General features: G+C 47.4%; 21 protein-coding genes. 9 read left to right on the top strand and 12 right to left on the bottom strand.

Features of this window, described 5'->3' with window-relative positions; translation table 11 throughout:
- Window positions 1-21: 21 nt before the first annotated feature.
- Window positions 22-1,758: a proline--tRNA ligase gene (locus tag ACT89M_RS06085; protein ID WP_154890784.1), complete on the bottom strand. Its 1,737-nt coding sequence runs from the start codon at window positions 1,756-1,758 to the stop codon at window positions 22-24.
- Window positions 1,759-2,309: 551 nt separating this feature from the next.
- Between ACT89M_RS06085 and ACT89M_RS06080 the strand changes: the two genes are divergently transcribed.
- Window positions 2,310-2,984, top strand: a complete 675-nt coding sequence (locus tag ACT89M_RS06080) for a 3'-5' exonuclease (protein WP_154890783.1) — start codon at window positions 2,310-2,312, stop codon at window positions 2,982-2,984.
- A gap of 35 nt (window positions 2,985-3,019) precedes the next feature.
- Here the strand turns inward: ACT89M_RS06080 and ACT89M_RS06075 are convergent, their stop codons facing one another.
- The 3 genes from ACT89M_RS06075 to ACT89M_RS06065 form a co-directional block, all read right to left on the bottom strand.
- The gene (locus ACT89M_RS06075) at window positions 3,020-3,991 is read right to left on the bottom strand and encodes a helix-turn-helix transcriptional regulator (RefSeq protein ID WP_154890782.1); all 972 of its coding nucleotides are present in this window, start codon (window positions 3,989-3,991) and stop codon (window positions 3,020-3,022) included.
- A 165-nt stretch (window positions 3,992-4,156) separates the two neighbouring features.
- Complete coding sequence (locus ACT89M_RS06070; RefSeq protein WP_154890781.1) at window positions 4,157-4,852, bottom strand: hypothetical protein; 696 nt, start codon at window positions 4,850-4,852, stop codon at window positions 4,157-4,159.
- 207 nt (window positions 4,853-5,059) lie between these two features.
- On the bottom strand, window positions 5,060-5,227 hold the full coding sequence (locus ACT89M_RS06065; protein ID WP_167375691.1) for a hypothetical protein: 168 nt from the start codon (window positions 5,225-5,227) through the stop codon (window positions 5,060-5,062).
- 330 nt (window positions 5,228-5,557) lie between these two features.
- Between ACT89M_RS06065 and ACT89M_RS06060 the strand changes: the two genes are divergently transcribed.
- The 8 genes from ACT89M_RS06060 to ACT89M_RS06025 all read left to right on the top strand — a co-directional run bounded on the left by ACT89M_RS06060 (window position 5,558) and on the right by ACT89M_RS06025 (window position 11,421).
- Window positions 5,558-6,013 carry a hypothetical protein gene (locus ACT89M_RS06060; protein WP_090918378.1) on the top strand — a complete coding sequence of 152 codons (456 nt, stop codon included), beginning with the start codon at window positions 5,558-5,560 and terminating at the stop codon, window positions 6,011-6,013.
- Window positions 6,014-6,031: 18 nt separating this feature from the next.
- Window positions 6,032-6,736, top strand: a complete 705-nt coding sequence (locus tag ACT89M_RS06055) for an AIM24 family protein (protein WP_090918381.1) — start codon at window positions 6,032-6,034, stop codon at window positions 6,734-6,736.
- Between the two features lie 397 nt (window positions 6,737-7,133).
- The gene (gene queC, locus ACT89M_RS06050) at window positions 7,134-7,826 is read left to right on the top strand and encodes a 7-cyano-7-deazaguanine synthase QueC (RefSeq protein ID WP_154890941.1); all 693 of its coding nucleotides are present in this window, start codon (window positions 7,134-7,136) and stop codon (window positions 7,824-7,826) included.
- Window positions 7,823-8,314, top strand: a complete 492-nt coding sequence (gene queD / locus ACT89M_RS06045; protein ID WP_090918382.1) for a 6-carboxytetrahydropterin synthase QueD — start codon at window positions 7,823-7,825, stop codon at window positions 8,312-8,314. Before queC ends, queD begins: the two co-directional genes overlap by 4 nt.
- Window positions 8,307-9,044, top strand: coding sequence for a 7-carboxy-7-deazaguanine synthase QueE (gene queE, locus ACT89M_RS06040; protein WP_308722408.1), 738 nt, complete (start codon window positions 8,307-8,309; stop codon window positions 9,042-9,044). Before queD ends, queE begins: the two co-directional genes overlap by 8 nt.
- 61 nt (window positions 9,045-9,105) lie before the next feature.
- Window positions 9,106-9,597 carry a preQ(1) synthase gene (gene queF, locus ACT89M_RS06035; protein WP_110897191.1) on the top strand — a complete coding sequence of 164 codons (492 nt, stop codon included), beginning with the start codon at window positions 9,106-9,108 and terminating at the stop codon, window positions 9,595-9,597.
- 129 nt (window positions 9,598-9,726) lie between these two features.
- On the top strand, window positions 9,727-9,843 hold the full coding sequence (locus ACT89M_RS06030) for a putative holin-like toxin (protein ID WP_221787759.1): 117 nt from the start codon (window positions 9,727-9,729) through the stop codon (window positions 9,841-9,843).
- Window positions 9,844-10,146: 303 nt separating this feature from the next.
- Window positions 10,147-11,421 carry an MFS transporter gene (locus ACT89M_RS06025; protein WP_090918386.1) on the top strand — a complete coding sequence of 425 codons (1,275 nt, stop codon included), beginning with the start codon at window positions 10,147-10,149 and terminating at the stop codon, window positions 11,419-11,421.
- Window positions 11,422-11,638: 217 nt separating this feature from the next.
- On the opposite strand, the gene ACT89M_RS06020 is transcribed toward ACT89M_RS06025, so the two are convergent.
- From ACT89M_RS06020 to abnA, 8 genes are all read right to left on the bottom strand, one after another.
- Complete coding sequence (locus ACT89M_RS06020; protein WP_154890776.1) at window positions 11,639-12,487, bottom strand: EcsC family protein; 849 nt, start codon at window positions 12,485-12,487, stop codon at window positions 11,639-11,641.
- 638 nt (window positions 12,488-13,125) lie between these two features.
- Entirely contained in the window at window positions 13,126-14,106 is a 981-nt protein-coding gene (locus ACT89M_RS06015; RefSeq protein WP_487345067.1) for a glycoside hydrolase family 43 protein, read from the bottom strand.
- A 262-nt stretch (window positions 14,107-14,368) separates the two neighbouring features.
- Window positions 14,369-14,524 (bottom strand): hypothetical protein, encoded by a 156-nt coding sequence (locus ACT89M_RS06010; protein ID WP_487345066.1) that lies wholly within the window; start codon window positions 14,522-14,524, stop codon window positions 14,369-14,371.
- A gap of 410 nt (window positions 14,525-14,934) precedes the next feature.
- Window positions 14,935-16,350 (bottom strand): family 43 glycosylhydrolase, encoded by a 1,416-nt coding sequence (locus tag ACT89M_RS06005; RefSeq protein WP_487345304.1) that lies wholly within the window; start codon window positions 16,348-16,350, stop codon window positions 14,935-14,937.
- A gap of 107 nt (window positions 16,351-16,457) precedes the next feature.
- Window positions 16,458-17,300 carry a carbohydrate ABC transporter permease gene (locus ACT89M_RS06000; protein ID WP_090918394.1) on the bottom strand — a complete coding sequence of 281 codons (843 nt, stop codon included), beginning with the start codon at window positions 17,298-17,300 and terminating at the stop codon, window positions 16,458-16,460.
- Window positions 17,301-17,327: 27 nt separating this feature from the next.
- On the bottom strand, window positions 17,328-18,218 hold the full coding sequence (locus tag ACT89M_RS05995) for a carbohydrate ABC transporter permease (RefSeq protein WP_090918396.1): 891 nt from the start codon (window positions 18,216-18,218) through the stop codon (window positions 17,328-17,330).
- A 243-nt stretch (window positions 18,219-18,461) separates the two neighbouring features.
- Window positions 18,462-19,808: an ABC transporter substrate-binding protein gene (locus ACT89M_RS05990; RefSeq protein ID WP_090918398.1), complete on the bottom strand. Its 1,347-nt coding sequence runs from the start codon at window positions 19,806-19,808 to the stop codon at window positions 18,462-18,464.
- A gap of 139 nt (window positions 19,809-19,947) precedes the next feature.
- On the bottom strand, window positions 19,948-20,859 hold the full coding sequence (abnA, locus tag ACT89M_RS05985; RefSeq protein WP_253500298.1) for an arabinan endo-1,5-alpha-L-arabinosidase AbnA: 912 nt from the start codon (window positions 20,857-20,859) through the stop codon (window positions 19,948-19,950).
- Window positions 20,860-20,931 lie beyond the last annotated feature (72 nt).

Genomic DNA, 20,931 nt, shown 5'->3' with positions numbered 1-20,931 from the left:
GCTACATATGCTAAGTCCTGCTTAATCTCGGCGCATTTGCTCTTTCACGTAATTCACAGCTTCCTGTGCCGTTATACTGATTCGCTTCGTCTCGCCTGAATCAGCAAGCATATGAGAGCCCAGTTCTACCTGTGCTTCGGCCGCTCCTCTGCCTACAACAATGTGTACAGGTAGCCCGATTAACTCGGCATCCTTGAATTTCACACCCGGCCGTTCATCCCGATCATCCACGAGCACACGGAATCCACAATCCATTAGATGTTGCTCCAACTCAAGAGCTAGCTTCTGTTGATGCTCGTCTTTCCAGCTTACCGGGATAAGATGCACATCATAAGGCGCTACAGATACAGGCCACTGAATGCCCTCTTCCGTCGCATACTGTTCAGCAATAGCTGCCATCAAACGAGATACCCCGATACCGTAACATCCCATTACAGGTGCACACTGACGGCCATTGCGATCCAGGAAAGAAGCTCCCATGGCATCGCTGTACTTTGTACCCAGCTTGAATATGTGCCCTACTTCAATACCTTTGGTGAACACAAGTGGTTCACCACATGATACGCAACAATCCCCTGCAGTGGCAAAACGGATACGCTCGACTTGATCCAGCGCAAAATCCATGCCTGGACGAACACCTGATAGATGCATGCCAGCCTCATTCGCTCCGGTCACTGCATGTTTCATGGTGGCCACATCAGCGTCTACCACCATACGTAACCCAAGCCCCACTGGTCCAAGATAACCGACGGTGAGATTGGAATGCGCGGCGATAGTTGCATCGTCAGCCAGCTCCAATTCCTCTGCGCCAAGCACCTGTTTCAAGGCAATATCGTTCAGTTCATGATCCCCACGGACAAGAGCAGCAACAAGCTGACCATCCGCCAGATAAAGCAATGTTTTGATCATATCTTCGGCCTTCTGATCAAGGAAAGAGCATAATTCTGCGATGGTTTGAACACCTGGTGTCTCAATCCGTAACACTTCCGTGTGCTCATTAGCTTTTGGTTCATTCGTAAGGATAGCAGGTTCTACGGATTGAAACGCCGCCTTCTCCAGATTCGCAGCATAACCACATGTTTTACACGTCACAATGGTATCCTCTCCTATATCAGCCAGAGCCATGAACTCATGTGTCTCACCTTGTCCACCAATGGTTCCCGCATCTGCCTCAACTCGAAGAAAGTCCAGGCCACAGCGTTCCAGAATGCGGCAATATGCTGTATTCATTGCCTGATAGGTTCGATCCAGTTCCTCCCAATCCGAAGCAAATGAATAGGCATCCTTCATGATAAATTCTCGGCCACGTAACAAACCAAAACGTGGACGGCGCTCATCCCGGAATTTGGTTCCGATCTGATACAAGGTAAAGGGAAGCTTACGGTAAGAGTTGACCTCGTCACGAGCTAATGCCGTAACGACCTCCTCATGGGTTGGTCCAAGCGCAAACTCTCTCATGTGCCGGTCCTTCAGACGCATCAACTCTGGACCATATTGCGTGTATCTGCCGGAATCCTCCCACAGCTCTGCTGGTTGCATAATGGGTAACAATACTTCCTGGCACCCGGCACGATCCATCTCTTCCCGAACGATTCGCTCGACGTTCAGAAGCACACGTCGCCCGAGTGGTAAATAACAGTATATTCCCGCGGCCACTTGACGAATCATACCCGAGCGCAGTAGCAAGCGGTGTCCCGTTGCATCAGCCTCAGCTGGTGCTTCACGTAACGTTGGAACAAGCATTTCACTTTGACGCATCTTGAATACACTCCTTTTATTGATCAGATAGGTAGGCACTACGCACATGAAATCTTGAACAGCAAAAAGACACATTCGTCAAGGGACGAATGCGTCGTGGTACCACCCTTATTTAACTGCATACAGTCGTTTCATAGCTCGCGCGCTAACATACAGTCCTTTGGGGCATAACGGACCCTTCCGGCGAAGGTTGCAACCTGTTATGAAACAGACATTCCCCTTGGCAGCTAACGAGGTAGGAATTGCGCAGCAGCAACAGGAATGTTACAGCAATCCATTCCCTCTCTGTTGAAGCAAGCTTACGTGATTATGTCCTCGGTAAACGCTATTTTTCATTTTTGATCACATTAGAACATTTAGACGAACTTGTCAATCAATACAATTAAATGAAGGGGTCACTCGAAACCCTTATACCAAGCTAATTCAGGCGAAATCCATAACAATGGCTGACACAGCCCCAGGTTCACTGTAGAATAGAGATTAACATTTTACGGATCTAACGTACGGGTCCCTGAATGGAAATTTGTATCTTTCATAAAGGAGTTTATCTTATGTCCTATATTATATATGATCTTGAATTTACAGTGAGTCGCAATACACGCTACTCCTCTGAAATTATCGATATCGGTGCCGTCAAAGTGAGTGAGAACCCGGATACAGGCCTTACAGTCACGGACACCTTTCATACGTATGTTCGTCCATCTAACAAATCCGTCCTGTCTACCGACACCGTTCAGTTCACAGGAATCACACAGAAAGACATCGATGCAGCCCCTCTTTTCCCGGCAGCACTGCGTCAATTCATCGATTGGATGGGCAATGAGCCTTATTATATGTGCTCCTGGGGACCAGATGACCGCAACAAATTCATCTCCCATTGCAGAACACATCATTTGGATGTGGCCTGGATTACCAATCATAATGATTTACAGCAACAATGGTCGCGGGCCATGCACAAAGAAGGAAAGTTTCGGCAACTCGGACTTGCCCAGGCTCTTGAACTCTGTGGAATTGAATTTGACGGTACACAACACCGCGCTTTGGATGATGCCATTAATACAGCTAAAGTGTTTATGCACCAGTTCGACAAGTTCAAATTAGAAAATAATTGCGCAGCGGATGATGAAGGCATTGCTTCCAAAGTGGTTTACTCCAGTGCTATGGATGATGAGGAAAAGGAATCACCGTTTGGCAATCTTGCCAATCTTTTTAAAGCCAAGGAGTAAGACGGTATCCAGACGTTAAACCTGTAATCTGAAGTTCATTTTGGATTGTACACTTGCCGCCAGCGCTCCAAATGTTCTTGCATCAGGTTACGACAATGTTCCGGTTCCAGGATCTCAGCCTCTGGCCCGTATCTGGATATCCACACGAAAAATCCCTCAGCATCACTCACTACAGTTTCAAACAATAGGGTACCTTCAGGCTCTCTGGTCAGAACGGGGCGCACAAAAAAGCGTTCCTGCATCACGCGGTCCACAACTTGGGAAGAAAATCGAATTTTAACCACGGTCTCTTCTGTACTTCCTCTCGTGATCCAGGCAGTACGGAAATAAGACTGGATTAAATAATCATTTTTGCGGAAGGTACGTGGAATAATTCGTAAATCGTATAGCCGGTTTACCTGAAACGTTCTCATTCTCTCGGAGAGATGGCAATAAGCTAACAGATCAAATTGATATTCCCGAGGAATCAGGCAATATGGATCAAAGCGAATCATCTCCATTTCTCCCTGAGACTGATATTTCCCTTCCATGCTGTTTTGTGAAATTCCTGCTTGAAGCAACAAAAGGAGCGAATCACTCGATTCATCACCGTCCATATTTTGACAGACGATTCCTCCTTCTTTAAACATTCCTCTGACCTGCTCAGCCCATTCCACTCGCTCGGTTCTGTTCTTCTGGCTTGAAGCTACTACTTTCTCGTAGGCACTCTCAAATGCAGGCTTTAATAGCGGACGAATATCTTCCATAACGTCTGCAAGCTGTATGAAAGCTTGGGCTTCCTCGTCAGACCAATTTAGCGGATACATGGCAAAATGGCTGATAAACATGTACCCTCTTCCGTGTCCCATATTGGCGATCGGAATATGCATTGCGCTGAGGGCCTCCATGTCACGGTATATCGTCCTTTCCGTTGTCTCGCACCTCTCCGCAAGCTCCCGAGCCAGAATGCCCGGCTTGGCTTGTACCAGCGTAATAATGCGCATTAATCGGATTAGTCGGTCTGTCATTTGGCCAGGCCCTCCATGATGTTGTTTCAAATAGTATGATACAGCTCCATCCTCGACTGATATAGTATGGATATATACATTCGACTTATTGTTTAACTTCACCTTCAAAACTTATGTAAACTGGTTCTCTCTGTACGGTTATCACTTGACTACGTTTTCATTGATCTAACAATGTTCTTTCACATTTTGGCGATTGGCAGTAAACGTAATACCATAATGATAACGAAGCTTCTCCACAATCTCCGCTTCTGTTAAATAATCCAGATCCTGTTTGCGTGCAGCTTCGATTAACAGTGCATCGGCATGACGGCGCAACATGTCGCTACCTTCCTGGGTACGGCCTCGTTCATAAGCACGTAGAGCCTGTTTAAGCAAGGGTACGGTTTCGTTCAATTTAATCGTTTTCTCTACTTTCGGGTCTTCTGGCTGTCTTAGCATGCCCAGGTGACTTGTATACTGAATATAGAGTTGTTCCCGACGAAGAAGCACACGCTGACTTTGCTTTAACTTGCGGGTACTCCAATAGGCAGAACATATTGCTGCTTTTCCTGATAGATGCGGTCCTACGGCAAATTCCAGCAAAATCTGTTTACTTTCTCCCTTGAGTACATCACCAAGTCGCAGTACCCAACCAATATCTGTTTCTTTAGATCGGCATCCATAAATGCCTTTAAGCTGAACGCCATATTCAGGTTTGAGCAAAAGCTCTAAATCTCTCGACATAATTTTGGGTGCTATTTTCCTAAGTCTTTTGGCAGGGGCTCCGTAACGCCACTCTACCATCATATATACGGGATCGGCTCCCCCTGTCGGTATGGCCTCTTTATTCCACGAATAAGATACTTCAAAGACTGAGTTCACTGGTAGTCTCTCCCCCGATTTATGTGTATTATCTTCTAAGTTAGCAGGGTGAATGGACACTATATTGTCACGGAACATATGTTCTCATTACTTTTTTCCATTATATTAGTTTTATTCCCCTTGATCCGCCTAGAAGCGACAATAAACGACGAAAAAGCTTGGCTATTAGCCAAGCTTTTCACACCCTTCTCTATGACAAGTCCCAACTTAAACAGCTGGATGATTATGCTCCATTTTGTGCATGTACTGTGCACTGTCCGTTTGATTAACCGGTGCATAAGTTACACTGTCAATAATCAGTTTGCGTCCGACTGGCTCGCCATTTAAAGTAATCATGATTGTTTTCGTTGACGCGCTCTGGTTTGATACGTACATATTATTCTACTCCTTCATTATTAACGATCTTATTCAAAATCGAAATATATTAATTTTAAGCATTATATTGCATATTTGTGAACAGGATATACCCGGAGCGGAAGTAAATCTATGTGTTTGCTCTGTCCGGGGTACTGCTATTCTTGTATTACCCGCTGATTTTTAAAATAAAACATTTGTTAACATCAATCTTCACGAAACATTCGGGTAATAAAACGTAATCCTCTTGAACCCAACTCCGGGTTTTTGACGTATAATGAAAGAGCGAGAATTCAACAAATGACGACGAATTCAGCTCTGAATCGATTCTACCGAAGAGAGGTGTTATTCATGCCAAAATCCATTCAGGGATATTTCATTCGGGTGTTTATCTCCACATGTATTCTATTTACAGTCATACTCGGTTCTACTGCAAATGCAGCGAGTGCGAATATATTCTCGGATATCTATAATGGTTGGGAGCGTGTGTCGGAACTACCTGGGGAAGTGAACGCATTACAGGAGAGTTACAAGCAAACCCTGGAGCAACTGAATCAAACCTCCGCCCAGCTCGGACAAGCCCAGGCGAATGTCGAAGCATTCAAAGCACAAAATGATCAACTCCTGGCTCAGAACCAGAAACTGACCGAAATGGTCAGCAAACTTCAAACTGAACAGGATGCCAGAACAGCCACCGCACAGCGAATTCAAACGATGGTGATCACCATTGTTGCTCTCATATTAGGTTACTTCCTTCTGATTCGCGTGATGCGCTGGGGAATGCGCCGGCGATCTGGCCGACTATAAAAGAACAGGAGTTACTGCATGCATATACATCTGAACCATGCTGAAGCTGGCGGAGTCGGACAAGTGGTTACATTTTCACTGATTCAGGATGACCGTCTTCATATTCTGCATCCGCAGCAAATCGTTGCTTTTCGCGGTGCCAGCAGCAACAGACAAGATAAATTCATGAATATCTCGGGTATGTATCGCAAAAAAAAGCTGATTAAATCAGAAATTACTGGACCATGCCAATTTGTAGCCGCCCTTCCACCGGGATTCACCATGAAAGAAGTGCAGCTTACGGAGAACAGTGATTTGCTTTATGATTTTCGCCACTTGTTCTTCTATTCCGAAGGTGTCACGATGCAGACCAAAATTCAGAAGATCAAAAACATGCTGATTACCCGGGATGCGGTGAAAATGAAATTCTCGGGCAAAGGAACCATTGGTTTGCTCACACAGGGTCAGGTATGCCAACAAGAACTTCACCCCACCGCCCCACTCTATGTAGATGCTGGAAGCGTCATTGCTTACCCTGAAAATGCCCATCTGGAACTAACCGTATATGGAAACAACCTGGCCAGTCAGCATATGAACTATCATTGGAAAATGACAGGACACGGCCCGGTGCTTTTTCAAGCTGGACGCGAAAACTACAGACTGCAACAGGACGTCAATGATGAAGGTTTATTCAAACGTATATTAAAAGAAGTCATCCCCTTCGGCAACGTCATTATTAAGTAATTTTGGGATTTTAAAAAATGTGCCGATCCGGTAAATGATATGGTATACTGTACCCGGACAATTAAAGAAGAAAATCCATGCTTATGGCATGGGAGAGGTTCGCGAACTCCCTCTACAAGACTTGACCTATGTAAGGTCGCTACAGTCTTGCGTACTGCTTTCCGTGATTACACGTATCTTATAAAGGTTTAAGTTGTAAAAGGATATGGGCTGACGTAATAACGTTGTCACGATGTACGTAAAAAACTAAGGACACTTGCTTATAGCAGCTTTTTTGAAGCGGTTATTAAGAAGGTGTGTTTTTTGATGGATGCCAGTTCATGAACTTCTCTGTTCTTCCGACATTCCTTGCTACTATGCTGGGGTGATCTCAAGAAGATGGAGAGGTTTTTTTATGTTGAACAAAGAAAAAGCGGTCGTTGTATTCAGCGGCGGCCAGGATAGCACAACGTGTCTGTTCTGGGCAAAACAACAATTTGCCGAAGTTGAAGTGGTTACGTTTGATTACGGGCAACGTCATAAGCTGGAGATTGAATGTGCGGCAGCGATTGCCAAGGATTTGGGCGTGCAACAAACGGTTCTGGATATGAGCTTGCTGAACCAGCTCGCACCGAATGCGCTCACACGAGATGATGTAGAAATCACCCACGAAGAAGGGGAGCTGCCCAGCACATTTGTGGATGGACGGAACTTGCTCTTCCTCAGCTTCGCGGCCATTATGGCAAAACAAAAAGGCGCTCGCCACTTGGTCACAGGTGTCTGCGAGACTGACTTTAGCGGGTATCCCGATTGCCGGGATTCGTTTGTGAAGTCGATGAATGTAACTCTTAATCTGTCGATGGACTACCCATTTGTCATTCATACGCCGTTGATGTGGCTGGACAAAGCAGCAACGTGGAAAATGGCCGATGAACTGGGCGCTTTCGATTACGTGCGTGAACGTACTCTGACTTGTTATAACGGCATCATCGGTGACGGGTGCGGCGAATGCCCCGCTTGCAAGCTACGCAAAGCGGGACTCGATCGTTATGTAGAGGAACGTGCCGTTGCTCTTACAGCTACTCCTTCCACTGGAGTGGATGCACGATGAGAGAACCCGGAACGTTTCGCATCGTTGAGCGGTTGCAACGGATTGACCAGGATATTTTGCCCACGCAGTTGAGATATCATCGCAAACGTGTGCTAGTCAGCAAAGAATTCACTTTTGATGCGGCACATCATCTGCACTGTTATGAAGGCAAGTGCAAAAATCTGCACGGGCATACGTATAAAGTGGTTTTTGGCATCAGCGGTTATCCGGGTGAAACCGGGCTGACGGTTGATTTTGGACATATTAAGGACATCTGGAAAAGCCGGATTGAAGGTTATCTGGATCATCAATATTTGAATGAAACACTGCCTCTGATGAATACGACGGCTGAAAATATGGTGGTCTGGTTGTTCGAGCAGATGGAACATGCTCTACAAACGGAGCCTTATGCCGGACTTACAGATGGCGCACGCACGGAATTCGTGCGACTCTTCGAGACTCCGACCAGTTATGCTGAAGCAAGACGGGAGTGGATGATCGATGAGTAAGGAAGCACGCATCCCCGTCATGGAGGTTTTTGGTCCGACGGTTCAAGGCGAAGGCATGGTCATCGGGCAAAAAACGATGTTTGTGCGCACCGCGGGCTGCGATTATCGCTGCTCCTGGTGCGACTCGGCCTTTACCTGGGACGGCAGCGGCAAGGACCAGATTCGCATGCTGGCCCCGGAGGCGGTATGGGATGAACTGCGCCGCCTGGGCGGCACGCGTTTCTCCCATGTGACCCTCTCCGGCGGTAACCCCGCCCTGCTGGCTTCGCTGGGCGGGCTGGTTGCCCTGCTGCGGGAGAACGGCGTCCGCACAGCGGTTGAGACGCAGGGCTCGCGCTGGCAGTCATGGCTGGCAGACGTTGACGAAGTCACGGTCTCGCCCAAGCCACCCAGCTCAGGCATGGACACTGACTGGGCTGTTCTGGACGATGTGATCAGCCGTCTGGCTGCTGGCACCGCGGATCGAAACCATAGTCTGAAGATCGTGATCTTCGATCAGACAGATCTGAACTATGCCCGCCGTGTGCATGCACGGTATCCGGGCACGGCTTTATTTTTACAAACGGGGAACCCGGATATTTCTTCGGCGGATACGCCGGATCTGGCGGCTTCCCTGCTGGAGCGTTACGAGTGGCTGATTGATCAGGTAAGTGCCTCGGACGATCTGAACAACGTGCGTGTGCTTCCGCAGCTTCATACGCTGGTATGGGGTAATAAACGCGGGGTTTAAATATATACGAGATATAAATAAGAGGCCTACGGCTTCAATTGAATACGAGGAGTTTATTGGAATGAGACAACCTGACGAGATGCAAGATGTAACATTGCTGGGCAACCAGAATGTGAAATATACATTTGAGTATGATCCTGGTATTCTGGAGAGCTTTGATAACAAGCATCCGTACCGTGATTATTTTGTAAAATTCAACTGCCCGGAGTTCACTAGTCTGTGCCCGATTACGGGTCAACCTGACTTTGCTACGATCTACATCAGCTATATTCCCGATATCAAAATGGTTGAGAGCAAATCACTAAAACTATACCTGTTCAGCTTCCGCAACCATGGTGATTTCCACGAGGACTGTGTGAACATCATCATGAACGACCTGATCAAACTGATGGACCCACGCTTCATTGAAGTCTGGGGCAAATTCACCCCGCGCGGCGGCATCTCTATTGATCCGTATACCAACTATGGCAAACCGGGAACCAAATATGAGCAAATGGCCGAGCACCGTATGATGAACCACGACATGAACCCGGAGACGATTGATAATCGTTAATTTGAGTCTGTAGATACTGCTTGCTTTAAGTAGATGTCCGCGATTTGGATTATATGGTATAATTTGTTACAACAACAGAATGGCTTGAATGGGCGGTCGGCTAGTCTCCTGAGTAAGGAGGTGATGCCTGTGGAGATAAAAGATGTACTGACGTTGATGATCAGTTTTGCGGGGTTTACAGTAACCTTGATTGGACTGATTGTAACCATCGTCATTGCATTGAATAATCAAAACAAAAAGAAATAGGCCGCCCTCGGTAAGGTAGCAGCCTATTTCGATTACCTGTCCACAGCCACCGCCCTTGAAAGCGGCTGTTGTAAAAGAGTGAGGATGTTGACGCATCCTTACTCTTTTTTATTTTATCCTTGTTGCCTACAGTTTATCACAACATTTCCCAAAACTCCACATGTACAAAAGTTGTTTTCATTTCCCCCTCTGTTCCCCTTGTCGGTCGATCCGATCTATCCTATTATGTAACAATATGCTTAATTGCATAGAATCTAACATAGGCGCTGATCCCTCGTGACCGCGACCAAAGGAGAACTGGACATGTCTACACAAACCACATTAGCCAAGGACGCCGCAGCGCGTTCGAAAGCCCCACCCGGATTGGATGCCCAAGGCACCGTATACCGGATACTAATTGCCATCAGTCTGGTGCATCTGTTCAACGATTCCATTCAGTCTGTCATTCCGGCAATATTTCCTATCTTAAAAGACTCCATGCATCTAACGTACACTCAGATCGGCTGGATCGCTTTTGCGATCAACTTTACCGCATCGATTATGCAGCCTGTTGTAGGCTGGTTTGCTGATAAAAAACCTACTCCGTCGATCCTGCCCATAGGCATGGGTTTCACGTTCACGGGCATGTTGTTGCTCGCTTTTGCCGACAGTTATATGATGGTGCTCATCTCTGTCATTTTTGTCGGGCTCGGCTCCGCTGCTTTTCATCCGGAAGGCTCCCGGGTATCCCATATGGCTGCGGGCCAGCGCCGCGGACTGGCACAGTCTATTTTTCAAGTGGGCGGTAATGCTGGACAATCCCTTGCACCGCTCCTGACACGCTGGATTTTCATCCCGTTTGGGTTGTTTGGTGCCATCGGCTTTACGGGTATTGCCGCGATGGGAATTGCTGTACAACTCTATGTCGCACGTTGGTATGGGCAGATGTTGCAATCCGGCGCATATCTGCGTAAACAAGCGGCGGCTCGTCGCGCTCCCAATCCAGCGTTACGTCAAAAAATTGCTGCCGCAATTACGATTCTGATTCTGCTCGTATTTGTCCGTTCGTGGTACGTGGCTTCAATCGGAAGCTTTTATGCCTTTAATCTGAAGGATACGTTTGGTTTATCCACGGAAGATGCGCAAATTTATATTTTCCTCTTCCTGGCTGCCGGTGCACTAGGCACATTCTTTGGTGGCCCGCTCGCAGACCGATTCGGCAAACGTAACATGATCTTTCTCTCCATGGCCGGGGCCGCACCGCTGGCGTTGCTGTTACCTTATGCCAACTTGTTCTGGACTGGCGTATTGCTGACGATTATTGGCTTTATCATGTTATCCAGCTTCTCCGTTACTGTGGTATACGCTCAAATGCTCATTCCGGGCAAAATCGGAACGGTTTCTGGTCTGATTACTGGTCTTGCCTTTGGTATGGGAGGCCTTGGGGCTCTCGTGCTCGGCAACTGGATCGACGCCTTCGGCGTTTCACCCGTCATGCAGATATGCAGCTTCTTGCCACTGATCGGTATCTTTACGTTCCTGCTACCATCTGACAAGTTGCTTCATCGCTGGGCAAAAGAAAACGGGAGCGAGGAGTAAGTTCTTTTGGCTATATCCTGCTCTGGAGATCGTTAGATTTTAAAAAATCTGCTTCCAGTATACTTATAAAACACGTACAAAAAGGCTTCCGCCCGTATCTGAATTCATGCAGATCGGCAGGAGCCTTTTTTTCATCATATAATCCTATCTTAGAACACGCTTCCCTAGTCATCTAGAGTAATATTAACCTATAACCAACTGTCTTAGGCGGATTTATCTATTTCAAACGCTTCATAATCAGCCTTTTTTTGTACAGCATTTTGCCTGCTTCAGCGACGTCCTGAATGGTATTTTTATTGCTGACCGAACCAAAGATCATGCCTGCAATGGGCACCAACTGGAACAGCTTTTTCCAGCCAAAAGACTCACTGTATGAGTTGAACACTTCACGCCATCCCTGCATTTGAGAGATCACTTCAACTTGTTTCTCCGGATTGTCATAGTCGGCGAGCTCTTCAATGATGGCTTTCTTGCCTACAATATCGGCGGAAGAGAATTGCAGACATTTCACGATGAAGACACGCTCCAGTGGATCATCGGGATTATACCCGTAACATAGCGCCATCTCTTGCAATACTTTCAGTGAAAGTCCCATCACGAGCGGAATGTCCGCAGCAATGGTGACGATGCCTCCAAATCCTGTCGCAGCTCCTTGTGCCGCAGCAAATTTGCTTCGACTTTCGGTGATATTATCCGCCACACGGTCCAACACCTCAAGTGGTATTTTTTCCACACTATGAATTTTGGCCGTGTTCTCTGTGTTCGTATCCTGCTCTAATCGGTAGATGTCATCAGATGTCATAGGGTAACCCGAACGCTCGGCTTCTTCTTGCAGAAGCTTGGCCACTTTCTTTTTCTGAACAAGAAACTTACCACCCGTTTGCAAATATTGGCCCACTTCGTTCAGGGAGTCGCCAATCTTCTGTTTGATCGCCTTCGGCATCACTTTATCCAGCATTGCAAATGGCAGCCGCCCAATCTTGTCCCATATGAACAAGTCCTTCTGTTCCTTCTCCCACTTTAAAATCTGCTCAAGCTCCCCGTCTAATATCTCGCGTGATTCCATATGTAATCCTCCTTAGGGTTGTAGTGTACTCCCAAAATTCTGAATATGACACAGCTCATTCTCAGCTTAACACATCATAACAAAACACCGAGAATATGTAGGAAACAGGTTAAACTGAGGGGCTTTGGCTTTGGTCTTGGCTTTGGGTTTTAAGCGTTTCGCACACACTCTATTTAGTCTAACGATCTCAGATGAGCTTATTTGATCAATATCGAGCTTTCTCCAATTCTAACGATCACCACAAACCTTATTTCGCTGAAAACGCAAGGTAAATGCCCTTTTTCACATCAAATCTACCAAATAAGCTCTCCTGAGATCGTTAGAATTTCAATCAGTACAAAAACGGCTAAATAGCGTCTCCTGTGATCGTTAGAAATCTGCACACCACGTCCAAGGCTTTAAAACAAAAAGTAATAAGCAATTCCGTTTATATTTTGTTAATTCATTTTTTTCGATGTAATGGTATACGCTTCTGCCTCTCTTCGGTTGCTTTCACGATCTAAACTTTCTTAATCCAGACTTCTAACTCACACTGTTTAGATAACTTTGTCCTAGATCATACATATCAAAAAGAGCCTTTTGTCAGCATGATCTGCTCACCAAAGACTCTTATCTCTTATACTTTATCCAAAAAAATACTACTTCACCTCTGCCACGGACTGGCCATCGGGAACCGGAATACCAAAGTTCGGCGTTCCATCTTCATTCCAATGAATGACCTGAGCGCGGGCGTGACGGTTCGGATCGTACAGCGGATCTCCCTCAATCTCTTTGTAGTTGCGCGCATGATAGATCAGAATATCGGTTTGGCCGTCTGGTGAAACGGTAAAGCTGTTATGTCCCGGTCCATATTGTCCATTCTCTTCACAAGTCTGGAATACCGGTTTCGGTGATTTCACCCAGCTTGCCGGATCAAGCAAATCGGCATCTTCATCGGCTGTAAGTAACCCCATGCAGTAATGATGATTGGTTGCACTAGCTGAGTAGCTGATAAACAGACGACCATTTCGATGCAGCACGGCTGCACCTTCGTTTACTTTAAAGCCGATAATCTCCCAGTCATATTCAGGTGTCGTGATCATGACCTGTTCTCCGCGCAACGTCCAAGGATTTTCCATTTCACAAATATAGAGGTTTGAATTGCCGTCAATGCTCGGATCTTTCTGGGCCCAGACCAGATAACGAATGCCTCTGTGTTCAAAGGTCGTGGCATCTAGCGCAAAACTCTCCCATTTGGTTCGAATTTGCCCTTTCTCCTCCCACGTTCCTTCAAGCGGATTAGCGGAATCGTTCTCAAGTACATACATGCGGTGATCAAACAAACCTTCGTTGGTTTCACTTGTATGTGCGGCCGCATAGTATATGTACCATTTGCCATCAATATAATGAATCTCTGGTGCCCAGATGTTTGCACTCATTGGCCCAGTCTCACGCTTCGTCCAAGCGGTCACTGGTTCGGCATCTCTCAAGCTCTCCAGTGTCGTTGCACGCCGAATTTCAATTCGGTCAAAGGCTGGTACGGAAGCAGAAAAATAATAGTACCCGTCTGTATGACGGTACACCCAAGGGTCAGCGCGCTGCTCCAGCATGGGATTGGTGAATGTAATGGAATTAGTCATGGGAATGAACCCCTTTCATATGTGTGTGTATGGCTTGAATCTATGATGTGCTCAGTGTGCTTGCAAAAATATGGAGAGCAGAGTTGGGAGGGCACAGCGGGCGTTCGCGGGCGGTAGGGCCTTGGTGCTCTCCTTGACCTCCGATTTCTTCCATTCACCGCTCCCGGCGGTGGAAATCGGATGGCAAACTCGCACGCACGGCTCCTTCCTCCCTCTCACTGCTGGTGCCCTCTGTACTGGTTGCTCGCGATATTTTCGCTCGCTAGTACACATCGGGCTTCGAGCCTTTAGTTGGCTCGATAACTTGTGGCGTTGACCGCTTGGCTGGGTCAACTCTCCCCGTAGCCGTGCTCAGGCACTGCGGACGTTCGCGGGCGGCAGGGCCTTGGTGCTCTCCTTGACCTCCGATTTCTTCCATTCACCGCTCCCGGCGGTGGAAATCGGATGGCAAACTCGCACGCACGGCTCCTTCCTCCCTCTCACTGCTGGTGCCCTCTGTACTGGTTGCTCGCGATATTTTCGCTCGCTAGTACACATCGGGCTTCGAGCCTTTAGTTGGCTCGATAACTTGTGGCGTTGACCGCTTGGCTGGGTCAACTCTCCCCGTAGCCGTGCTCAGGCACTGCGGACGTTCGCGGGCGGCAGGGCCTTGGGGCTCTCCTTTCCCTCCGATTTCTTCCATTCACCGCTCCCGACGGTGGAAATCGGATGGCAAACTCGCACTCGCGGCTCCTTCCTCCCTCTCTCTGCTTGTGCCCACGCGTGGAACGCTCGCGATCCATTCGCTCGCCGGCATACCTCACTGAACCACCCTACGGGGTCAGCGGTCTACTTCTCAGCTGCGCTGATTTGTTTGCCCCAGACCGCGATGCCGCGGTCGTTCAGGCCAGTTACTACCAGCGCAGGCTGGCTTCGCTCCCAATCCCAGGATGGGAGCAGCTTTAGCTCTTCCGTGGAAGCACCGCCCCACGGGCTTTCCTTCCACGTCAGCGTTAACGTTTGTTTGCCATCAAACGTCCAGTTTCCCGAACCGTTGTCGCTTTCAATTTTTCCTTTACTCGTCAGCGTATATGGCACAGCCTGCACCTGTCCATTTACAGACGGATCAAGCGCCATGCCTTCCCACGTTCCGGCAATCATCGGTTTCGGAATATCCTGTGCGGTCTCTCCGGCATAACGTTCAGGCGACACGACAGGCCAGCCATCCTTCGTCCACAGCATTTTACGCACATGCAGATACGGCCAGTTTTTATCCGTCTCGCCCCGCGCATGATGCACGATGTAATAATCGTCGCCTTCCTTCAGCACGGAATTATGCCCAGGAGCAACCCAGCCTTCACCTTCCGTGAAGCGGTATCCGCCCAGAATTTTGGTGCCAATCTCATATTGCGGCAGATGCTCCGTATCCAACATTTTATTGCCGCTCATATCCGTATAAGGCCCTGTGATGGAGTCGGCACGAGCTACCCGCACATTATAGTCTTCGAACAGAGAATCATAAGACACGAACAGGTAATATTTTTGAAACTCTGGATTATACACAATGTATGGCCCCTCGACTGCACCTTCTTCGGTTGCACGATCTCTTGCTGCGATACGTGTGCCATACCCCTCTTCCTTGAACTTGCCCGTATCCGGATCAAGCGGTGCAATGTAGATCCCGTCGAAAAATGAACCATATACCATCCACGGGTTGCCTAAGGCATCAAGCACCGGATTGGCATCAATGGCATTCAGGCCGTCCTTTTCCTGACCAGCCGTCTTCACAACCAGTCCTTCATCCTTCCACGGTCCCTCGGGAGACTTGGAGGTTTGCAATCCGATCGCTGACTGTGTACTACCAAAGCTCGAAGCCGAATAATACAAGCGGTACGTATCCCCGGCTTTAATAATATCCGGTGCCCACAGGTTCGTCGCTCCTGTCCAATCGAGCGCTTCCTTCGGGATACCCGGCAAAGCCTGCCCCACCCATTTCCAGTTGATTAAATCATCGGATTTTCGCACCATTACGCCTGGTTTCGGTTCCCCTGCTACTCGAACGTCTGTGGAATAGACATAGTAGCCTTGATCCGTTTTGATAATCGCAGGATCATGTGCATTGTTAACCGTCCACTTGGATTCATCATCCAAAATCGAAAGATCATACATTTTTGGTTCCTGCGGAGCTTCCGGAAAAACCGGAGGTTTCGCCGTGTCGCCGCCATCTGCACAGCCTACCGTACCTAGAAGCATCAGTAACATCAACATCGCAACTCCTTTCCTCGCCCTATGCCACTCCTTAAGTCCTGTCCAATATTTATCATATTTCCGCTCTTTTCGTTCCTTCCTTACTCTCCAACTTTTCATTCCCATCACCCTTTGACCCCTGAAATCGCAACCGACTCGATAATCTGCTTCTGGAAGATCAGGAAGATGATCAGAACCGGAAGCAATGCCACAATCGACGCCGCCATAATGAGCGGATAATCCGTTTGAATCGCATAGGTCGCGTTAAAGTTCGCAATGACAAGTTGCAAGGTTTGTTTTTCAGGTGAATTCAGATAAATAATCGGTGCCAGATAATCGTTCCAGATCCCCATAAACCAGAGAATCAGCTGTGCAGCGACCGCAGGTTTGATCAGCGGAAACGTAATACTGGAATACAACCGGAAATAAGAGCTTCCGTCGATCTTCGCCGCTTCAATAATCGCATCTGGCACACTGAGCAGATACTGCCGCAGGAAAAAGATCATAATCACATTTCCGAATAGTCCCGGTACAATCAGCGGCAGCAAGGTGTCCACCCAGCCCAGCTTGGAGAACATGATAAATTGCGGGATCATGACCGTTGGATACGGAATCATCATCGAAGCCAGCAAGGCGAGAAATAGTTTGTTCTTATGTGGAAATCTTAACTTGGCAAAAGCAAATGCCGCAAGACTCGACGTAAATGTCCCAACTACCGTCACACTAAGAGCTACAATGAGACTGTTTTTAATCCCGCTGAGCAGCGGTCCTGCTTCCCAGATCTCTTTATATTTATCAAATCGAAACACTTCCGGAATCCAGACCGGCGGAAGCGCGAATACATCCTGTTTCTCCTTGAGCGAGGTGGACAGCATCCAGAGCAAAGGCGCAATCATCGCAATCGCACCGATGGACAGAACGATAAATATAATGGAATTGGTTACTTTCCTTCTTTGACTATAAGACATCTTCCGTTCCACTCCTTTCCTCGCCCATTAATCCCCGTCGTAGGCTGATCTTTCGTTAAGTTTGAATTGTATAAGCGTAATCACAAAGATGAAGATACCCAGAATCATGGCCATCGCAGAAGCGTAACCCATCTGCAGGTTGCTAAAGGCCTTCTGCCAGATATAAAAGACGATTGAAGCGGATGCATATTCCGGCCCACCTGTCGGTGTCATGATATTCATCTCGGTAAAAATTTGAGAACCACCGATGATATTTGTCACCACGAGGAAAAAAGTTACGGGTTTCACCATCGGCCAGGTGATATTGCGGAAAATCTGAAATCCATTCGCTCCGTCCAGCTCGGCGGCTTCGTAATAGGTACGGGATACACTTTGCAGTGCCGCCAAATATAACAGCATGGTATACCCCAGGCCTTTCCAGACGGTCATGATGATCAGTGCGGGTTTTACCGTATCTTTGTTAGCCAGCCAGTTCGGGCCTTTGATACCAAACAGATCGAGGAACTGGTTCACCAGACCATAGTCTCCGTTGTACGCCCAGTTCCACATGATGGATACCGCCGCCAAGGAAGAAATAACCGGTATGTAATAGATCACACGAAATGTAGTTGTACCTGGAATTTTACGATTCAGCCCCATTGCCAGCAGTAGTGCCAACAACAGACCAATCGGAATACCGAGCATCAGGTAAAACGTATTAAACATGGCCTTGTAAAAAAGATCATCGGTCAACAAATCTTTGAAATTGGCAAGCCCGATAAAATTCATCTGCCCCAGGCCGTCCCAATCGGTAAACGAACCATAGAGGGAATAGAGGAACGGGAACAATACAAAGATCACAAGCCCCAAAACGGGGGGCAAAATAAACAAGTATCCATACATCATCTCTTTGCGATACAAACTCGATTTCGTATTCACGTGTTCACCCCTGTTTCTAAGATCAGCATGTGGCATACATCGATTGGCCTTTTTGAATCATGGCTTCTGCTCTGTTCCGGTCAATACATGCCACATGCTCGTATGGAATCTGGCGATAAAATTAAACTAAACGTTTATATCGTTCACTCCGTTACAACATGTAAAAAATAGTTCAATCTGTATCTTCTAAAGAGCAAATGATGCCAGCAGCATCGGTTCAGGCTGCTGGCATCCCTTGTCTATCTATTTATTCTGTGATTTCTTCTCCTGCTCCACCGCTTTATCCAGCAGTTTCTGCATCTTCGGTTGTTGTTGCTTCACATAGTCAGCGGCGGTCATCTTGCCATCGAGTACCGGCTGAATGTCGGTGAAGAACATGTCGTACCACTCCGCGTTGTACGTGTAATTACCTGGCAACGCTCGTCCGTAGTCTTTTACGATATCGATGAATTCCTGTTTGTTTTCCGGTTTGGTCGAAGTATCCTTCGCCCACTCATCAGCCATATCAAGCAAGTTCGGAATTTGCACCTTCGCGTCTACTAGTTGTTTCATGCCATCTTTCGACGCAGTAAGGTAGTTTACCAGTGCAGCAGCTTCTTCCGGATGTTTGGTTTTGGCAGATACACCGATTCCGAGGGAGCCGATCCATGTCGCTGATTTGCCTGTTGATCCTGCCGGGAAAGGCAACAGATCATAATCGAATGGAAGCTTTTCAAATGTACTCATATCCCACGGACCTACAGGGAAGAACGCCATCTCACCCTTCATCCAGCGTTGATACGTATCAAGCGTTTGTGCTTCCTCAATGGAAGGAGTGATCTTGTACTTGTTCTGCATATCCGCGAAGAATTGTAGCGCTTCGGCAAATTTTGGATCATCAATCGTGACTTTCGTTTTGCTCTCGTCCAGCCAGTCAGCCCCGTTGCTCCATACAAAAGATTGCAGTGCCCATTGTACGTTAAAACCTGTACCAAATACGTCCGGTTTACCGTCTCCATTCGTATCTTTCGTTGCTTGCTGATTTACCTTGATAAACTCTTCCCACGTATAAGGCTTGTCCTTGTCAGGGAGCGGAATGCCTTCTTTTTCAAAAAGGGTCTTGTTATAACCCAGTGCAAATGGCCCGACATCCTTAGGCATACCGTAGAGATCACCTTGCCCTGCCATCTTGCCATCATAACGATACAAGTCCACGCCATACTTCCAGATATTATCCAGATTGATATCTTTGTTTTTCTCGATATACGGTGTCAGATTCATGAGCACATTGCTGTTCACATAGGCCTTCATATCACCCGGTGTGAAATAAAATACGTCTGGCAAGCTATTGCCTGTAATCGCCGCGCGAAGCTTTGTCGCATATTGATCCGCTGCGGTAACGATGATTTTAACTTTGACGCCGGGATGTTCTTCTTCGAACTTTTTCACGACAGCCTGATACGCCTTCTGCTCATCCGTGCCGCCGCGGAACATAAACGTCAGTTCTTTATCTCCGCTCGAACTTCCGCTTCCCCCTCCACAACCTGCAAGCACCAGTGCACTGACCAGCATTAGCAACATAAACGTGACCCAACTCTTTCTCTTGACCATATGAACCCCTCCTGATCTGGACTTGTAAACGTATTCAATACCATGAATCAACATTTCTGTTGTTAAATTTATCAAATCCAGATCCTTTTAGTCAATACTTTATTAAAACATTTTATATTTTTGTAAAATAAAAATCATACTAATACGTCGGCCAGCCGTTTCCGTCCCATAACAAATCGTTAATCAGCAATTTCGGATTGCCATTATCCGTTGCATCATAAGCATGCCGTACGATTAGATTGCCGTTGACCACGTCCTGCCCACCCGGGCCTTTCCATCTCACATTACCTGAGTCCAAAATCGTGCCGCCACCGTTCATCATACTCACTCCGTTTTTGTCGACGTAAGGACCTGTGATGCTGGTGGATCGACCGTAGACCATTTTGTAAGTACTGTTCACACCTTTACAGCAAGAGTCGATCGAAGCAAACAAATAATAATATCCGTTGCGATACGTGATACTTGGCGCTTCAATTGCGCCACCGTTATTCGGACGTGCTGCAATCGAGGAGATGTTACCTGTCGGTTTCATCGTGTTTTTGTCCAGTTTTACAATTTTCAGACCGCTCCAGAACGAACCAAAGGCCAGCCATGGATTACCCGAAGCATCAATAACCAGTTCCGGATCAATAGCGTTGTAGTTATTCGATGTATTGGATTGCAGTACAAGCCCTTCATCTTTCCATTGCCCCGCGCCAACGCTGTTTGCGGACGCTAACCCAATCGCAGACCTGTTGGAACCAAAGGTCGAGATGGAATAATAGAGCCAAACCTTGCCGTTATACCGTTGTACGTCCGGTGCCCATACATCCAGGTCTTTCTGTGCAGGGACAGCCGAATTCCACCAGGACGGTTCACTTAGAAAAATCTGCGGCACACGATACCACGACGTTCCGTTATCGGATTTCAGCACCTGAATACCCGGACCTGTGGAAAAGGTGTACCAGGAATTGCCCTCTTTGATGATCGTCGGATCATGAACGGCAATGTCTCCCGATAGATTCCAAAACGCGGCTAAAGCCCGAGACTGTCCTGCAAGCACTAACACCATCACCAACAATGCAGGTAAAAACCAACGCCTTTTGGAGGAGAACTTCGAGCTGTTCATTCCATGCGAATGATC

Source organism: Paenibacillus sp. NN59, from assembly GCF_057597225.1.
Note: the sequence above shows the minus strand (reverse complement) of the source record. Positions and strands in the feature narration are given on the sequence as shown.

Excerpts from the sequence above, each read along its gene's own strand:
- ACT89M_RS06025 (WP_090918386.1), top strand. The coding sequence starts at position 10,147 with ATGTCTACACAAACCACATTAGCCAAGGACGCCGCAGCGCGTTCGAAA.
- queF (WP_110897191.1), top strand. The coding sequence starts at position 9,106 with ATGAGACAACCTGACGAGATGCAAGATGTAACATTGCTGGGCAACCAG.
- ACT89M_RS06010 (WP_487345066.1), bottom strand. The coding sequence starts at position 14,524 with ATGGAAGAAATCGGAGGTCAAGGAGAGCACCAAGGCCCTGCCGCCCGC.
- ACT89M_RS05990 (WP_090918398.1), bottom strand. The coding sequence starts at position 19,808 with ATGGTCAAGAGAAAGAGTTGGGTCACGTTTATGTTGCTAATGCTGGTC.
- ACT89M_RS06015 (WP_487345067.1), bottom strand. The coding sequence starts at position 14,106 with ATGACTAATTCCATTACATTCACCAATCCCATGCTGGAGCAGCGCGCT.
- ACT89M_RS06000 (WP_090918394.1), bottom strand. The coding sequence starts at position 17,300 with ATGTCTTATAGTCAAAGAAGGAAAGTAACCAATTCCATTATATTTATC.
- queE (WP_308722408.1), top strand. The coding sequence starts at position 8,307 with ATGAGTAAGGAAGCACGCATCCCCGTCATGGAGGTTTTTGGTCCGACG.
- ACT89M_RS06080 (WP_154890783.1), top strand. The coding sequence starts at position 2,310 with ATGTCCTATATTATATATGATCTTGAATTTACAGTGAGTCGCAATACA.
- abnA (WP_253500298.1), bottom strand. The coding sequence starts at position 20,859 with ATGGTGTTAGTGCTTGCAGGACAGTCTCGGGCTTTAGCCGCGTTTTGG.
- ACT89M_RS06075 (WP_154890782.1), bottom strand. The coding sequence starts at position 3,991 with ATGACAGACCGACTAATCCGATTAATGCGCATTATTACGCTGGTACAA.
- queD (WP_090918382.1), top strand. The coding sequence starts at position 7,823 with ATGAGAGAACCCGGAACGTTTCGCATCGTTGAGCGGTTGCAACGGATT.
- ACT89M_RS06065 (WP_167375691.1), bottom strand. The coding sequence starts at position 5,227 with ATGTACGTATCAAACCAGAGCGCGTCAACGAAAACAATCATGATTACT.
- ACT89M_RS06060 (WP_090918378.1), top strand. The coding sequence starts at position 5,558 with ATGCCAAAATCCATTCAGGGATATTTCATTCGGGTGTTTATCTCCACA.
- ACT89M_RS06085 (WP_154890784.1), bottom strand. The coding sequence starts at position 1,758 with ATGCGTCAAAGTGAAATGCTTGTTCCAACGTTACGTGAAGCACCAGCT.
- ACT89M_RS06055 (WP_090918381.1), top strand. The coding sequence starts at position 6,032 with ATGCATATACATCTGAACCATGCTGAAGCTGGCGGAGTCGGACAAGTG.
- ACT89M_RS06020 (WP_154890776.1), bottom strand. The coding sequence starts at position 12,487 with ATGGAATCACGCGAGATATTAGACGGGGAGCTTGAGCAGATTTTAAAG.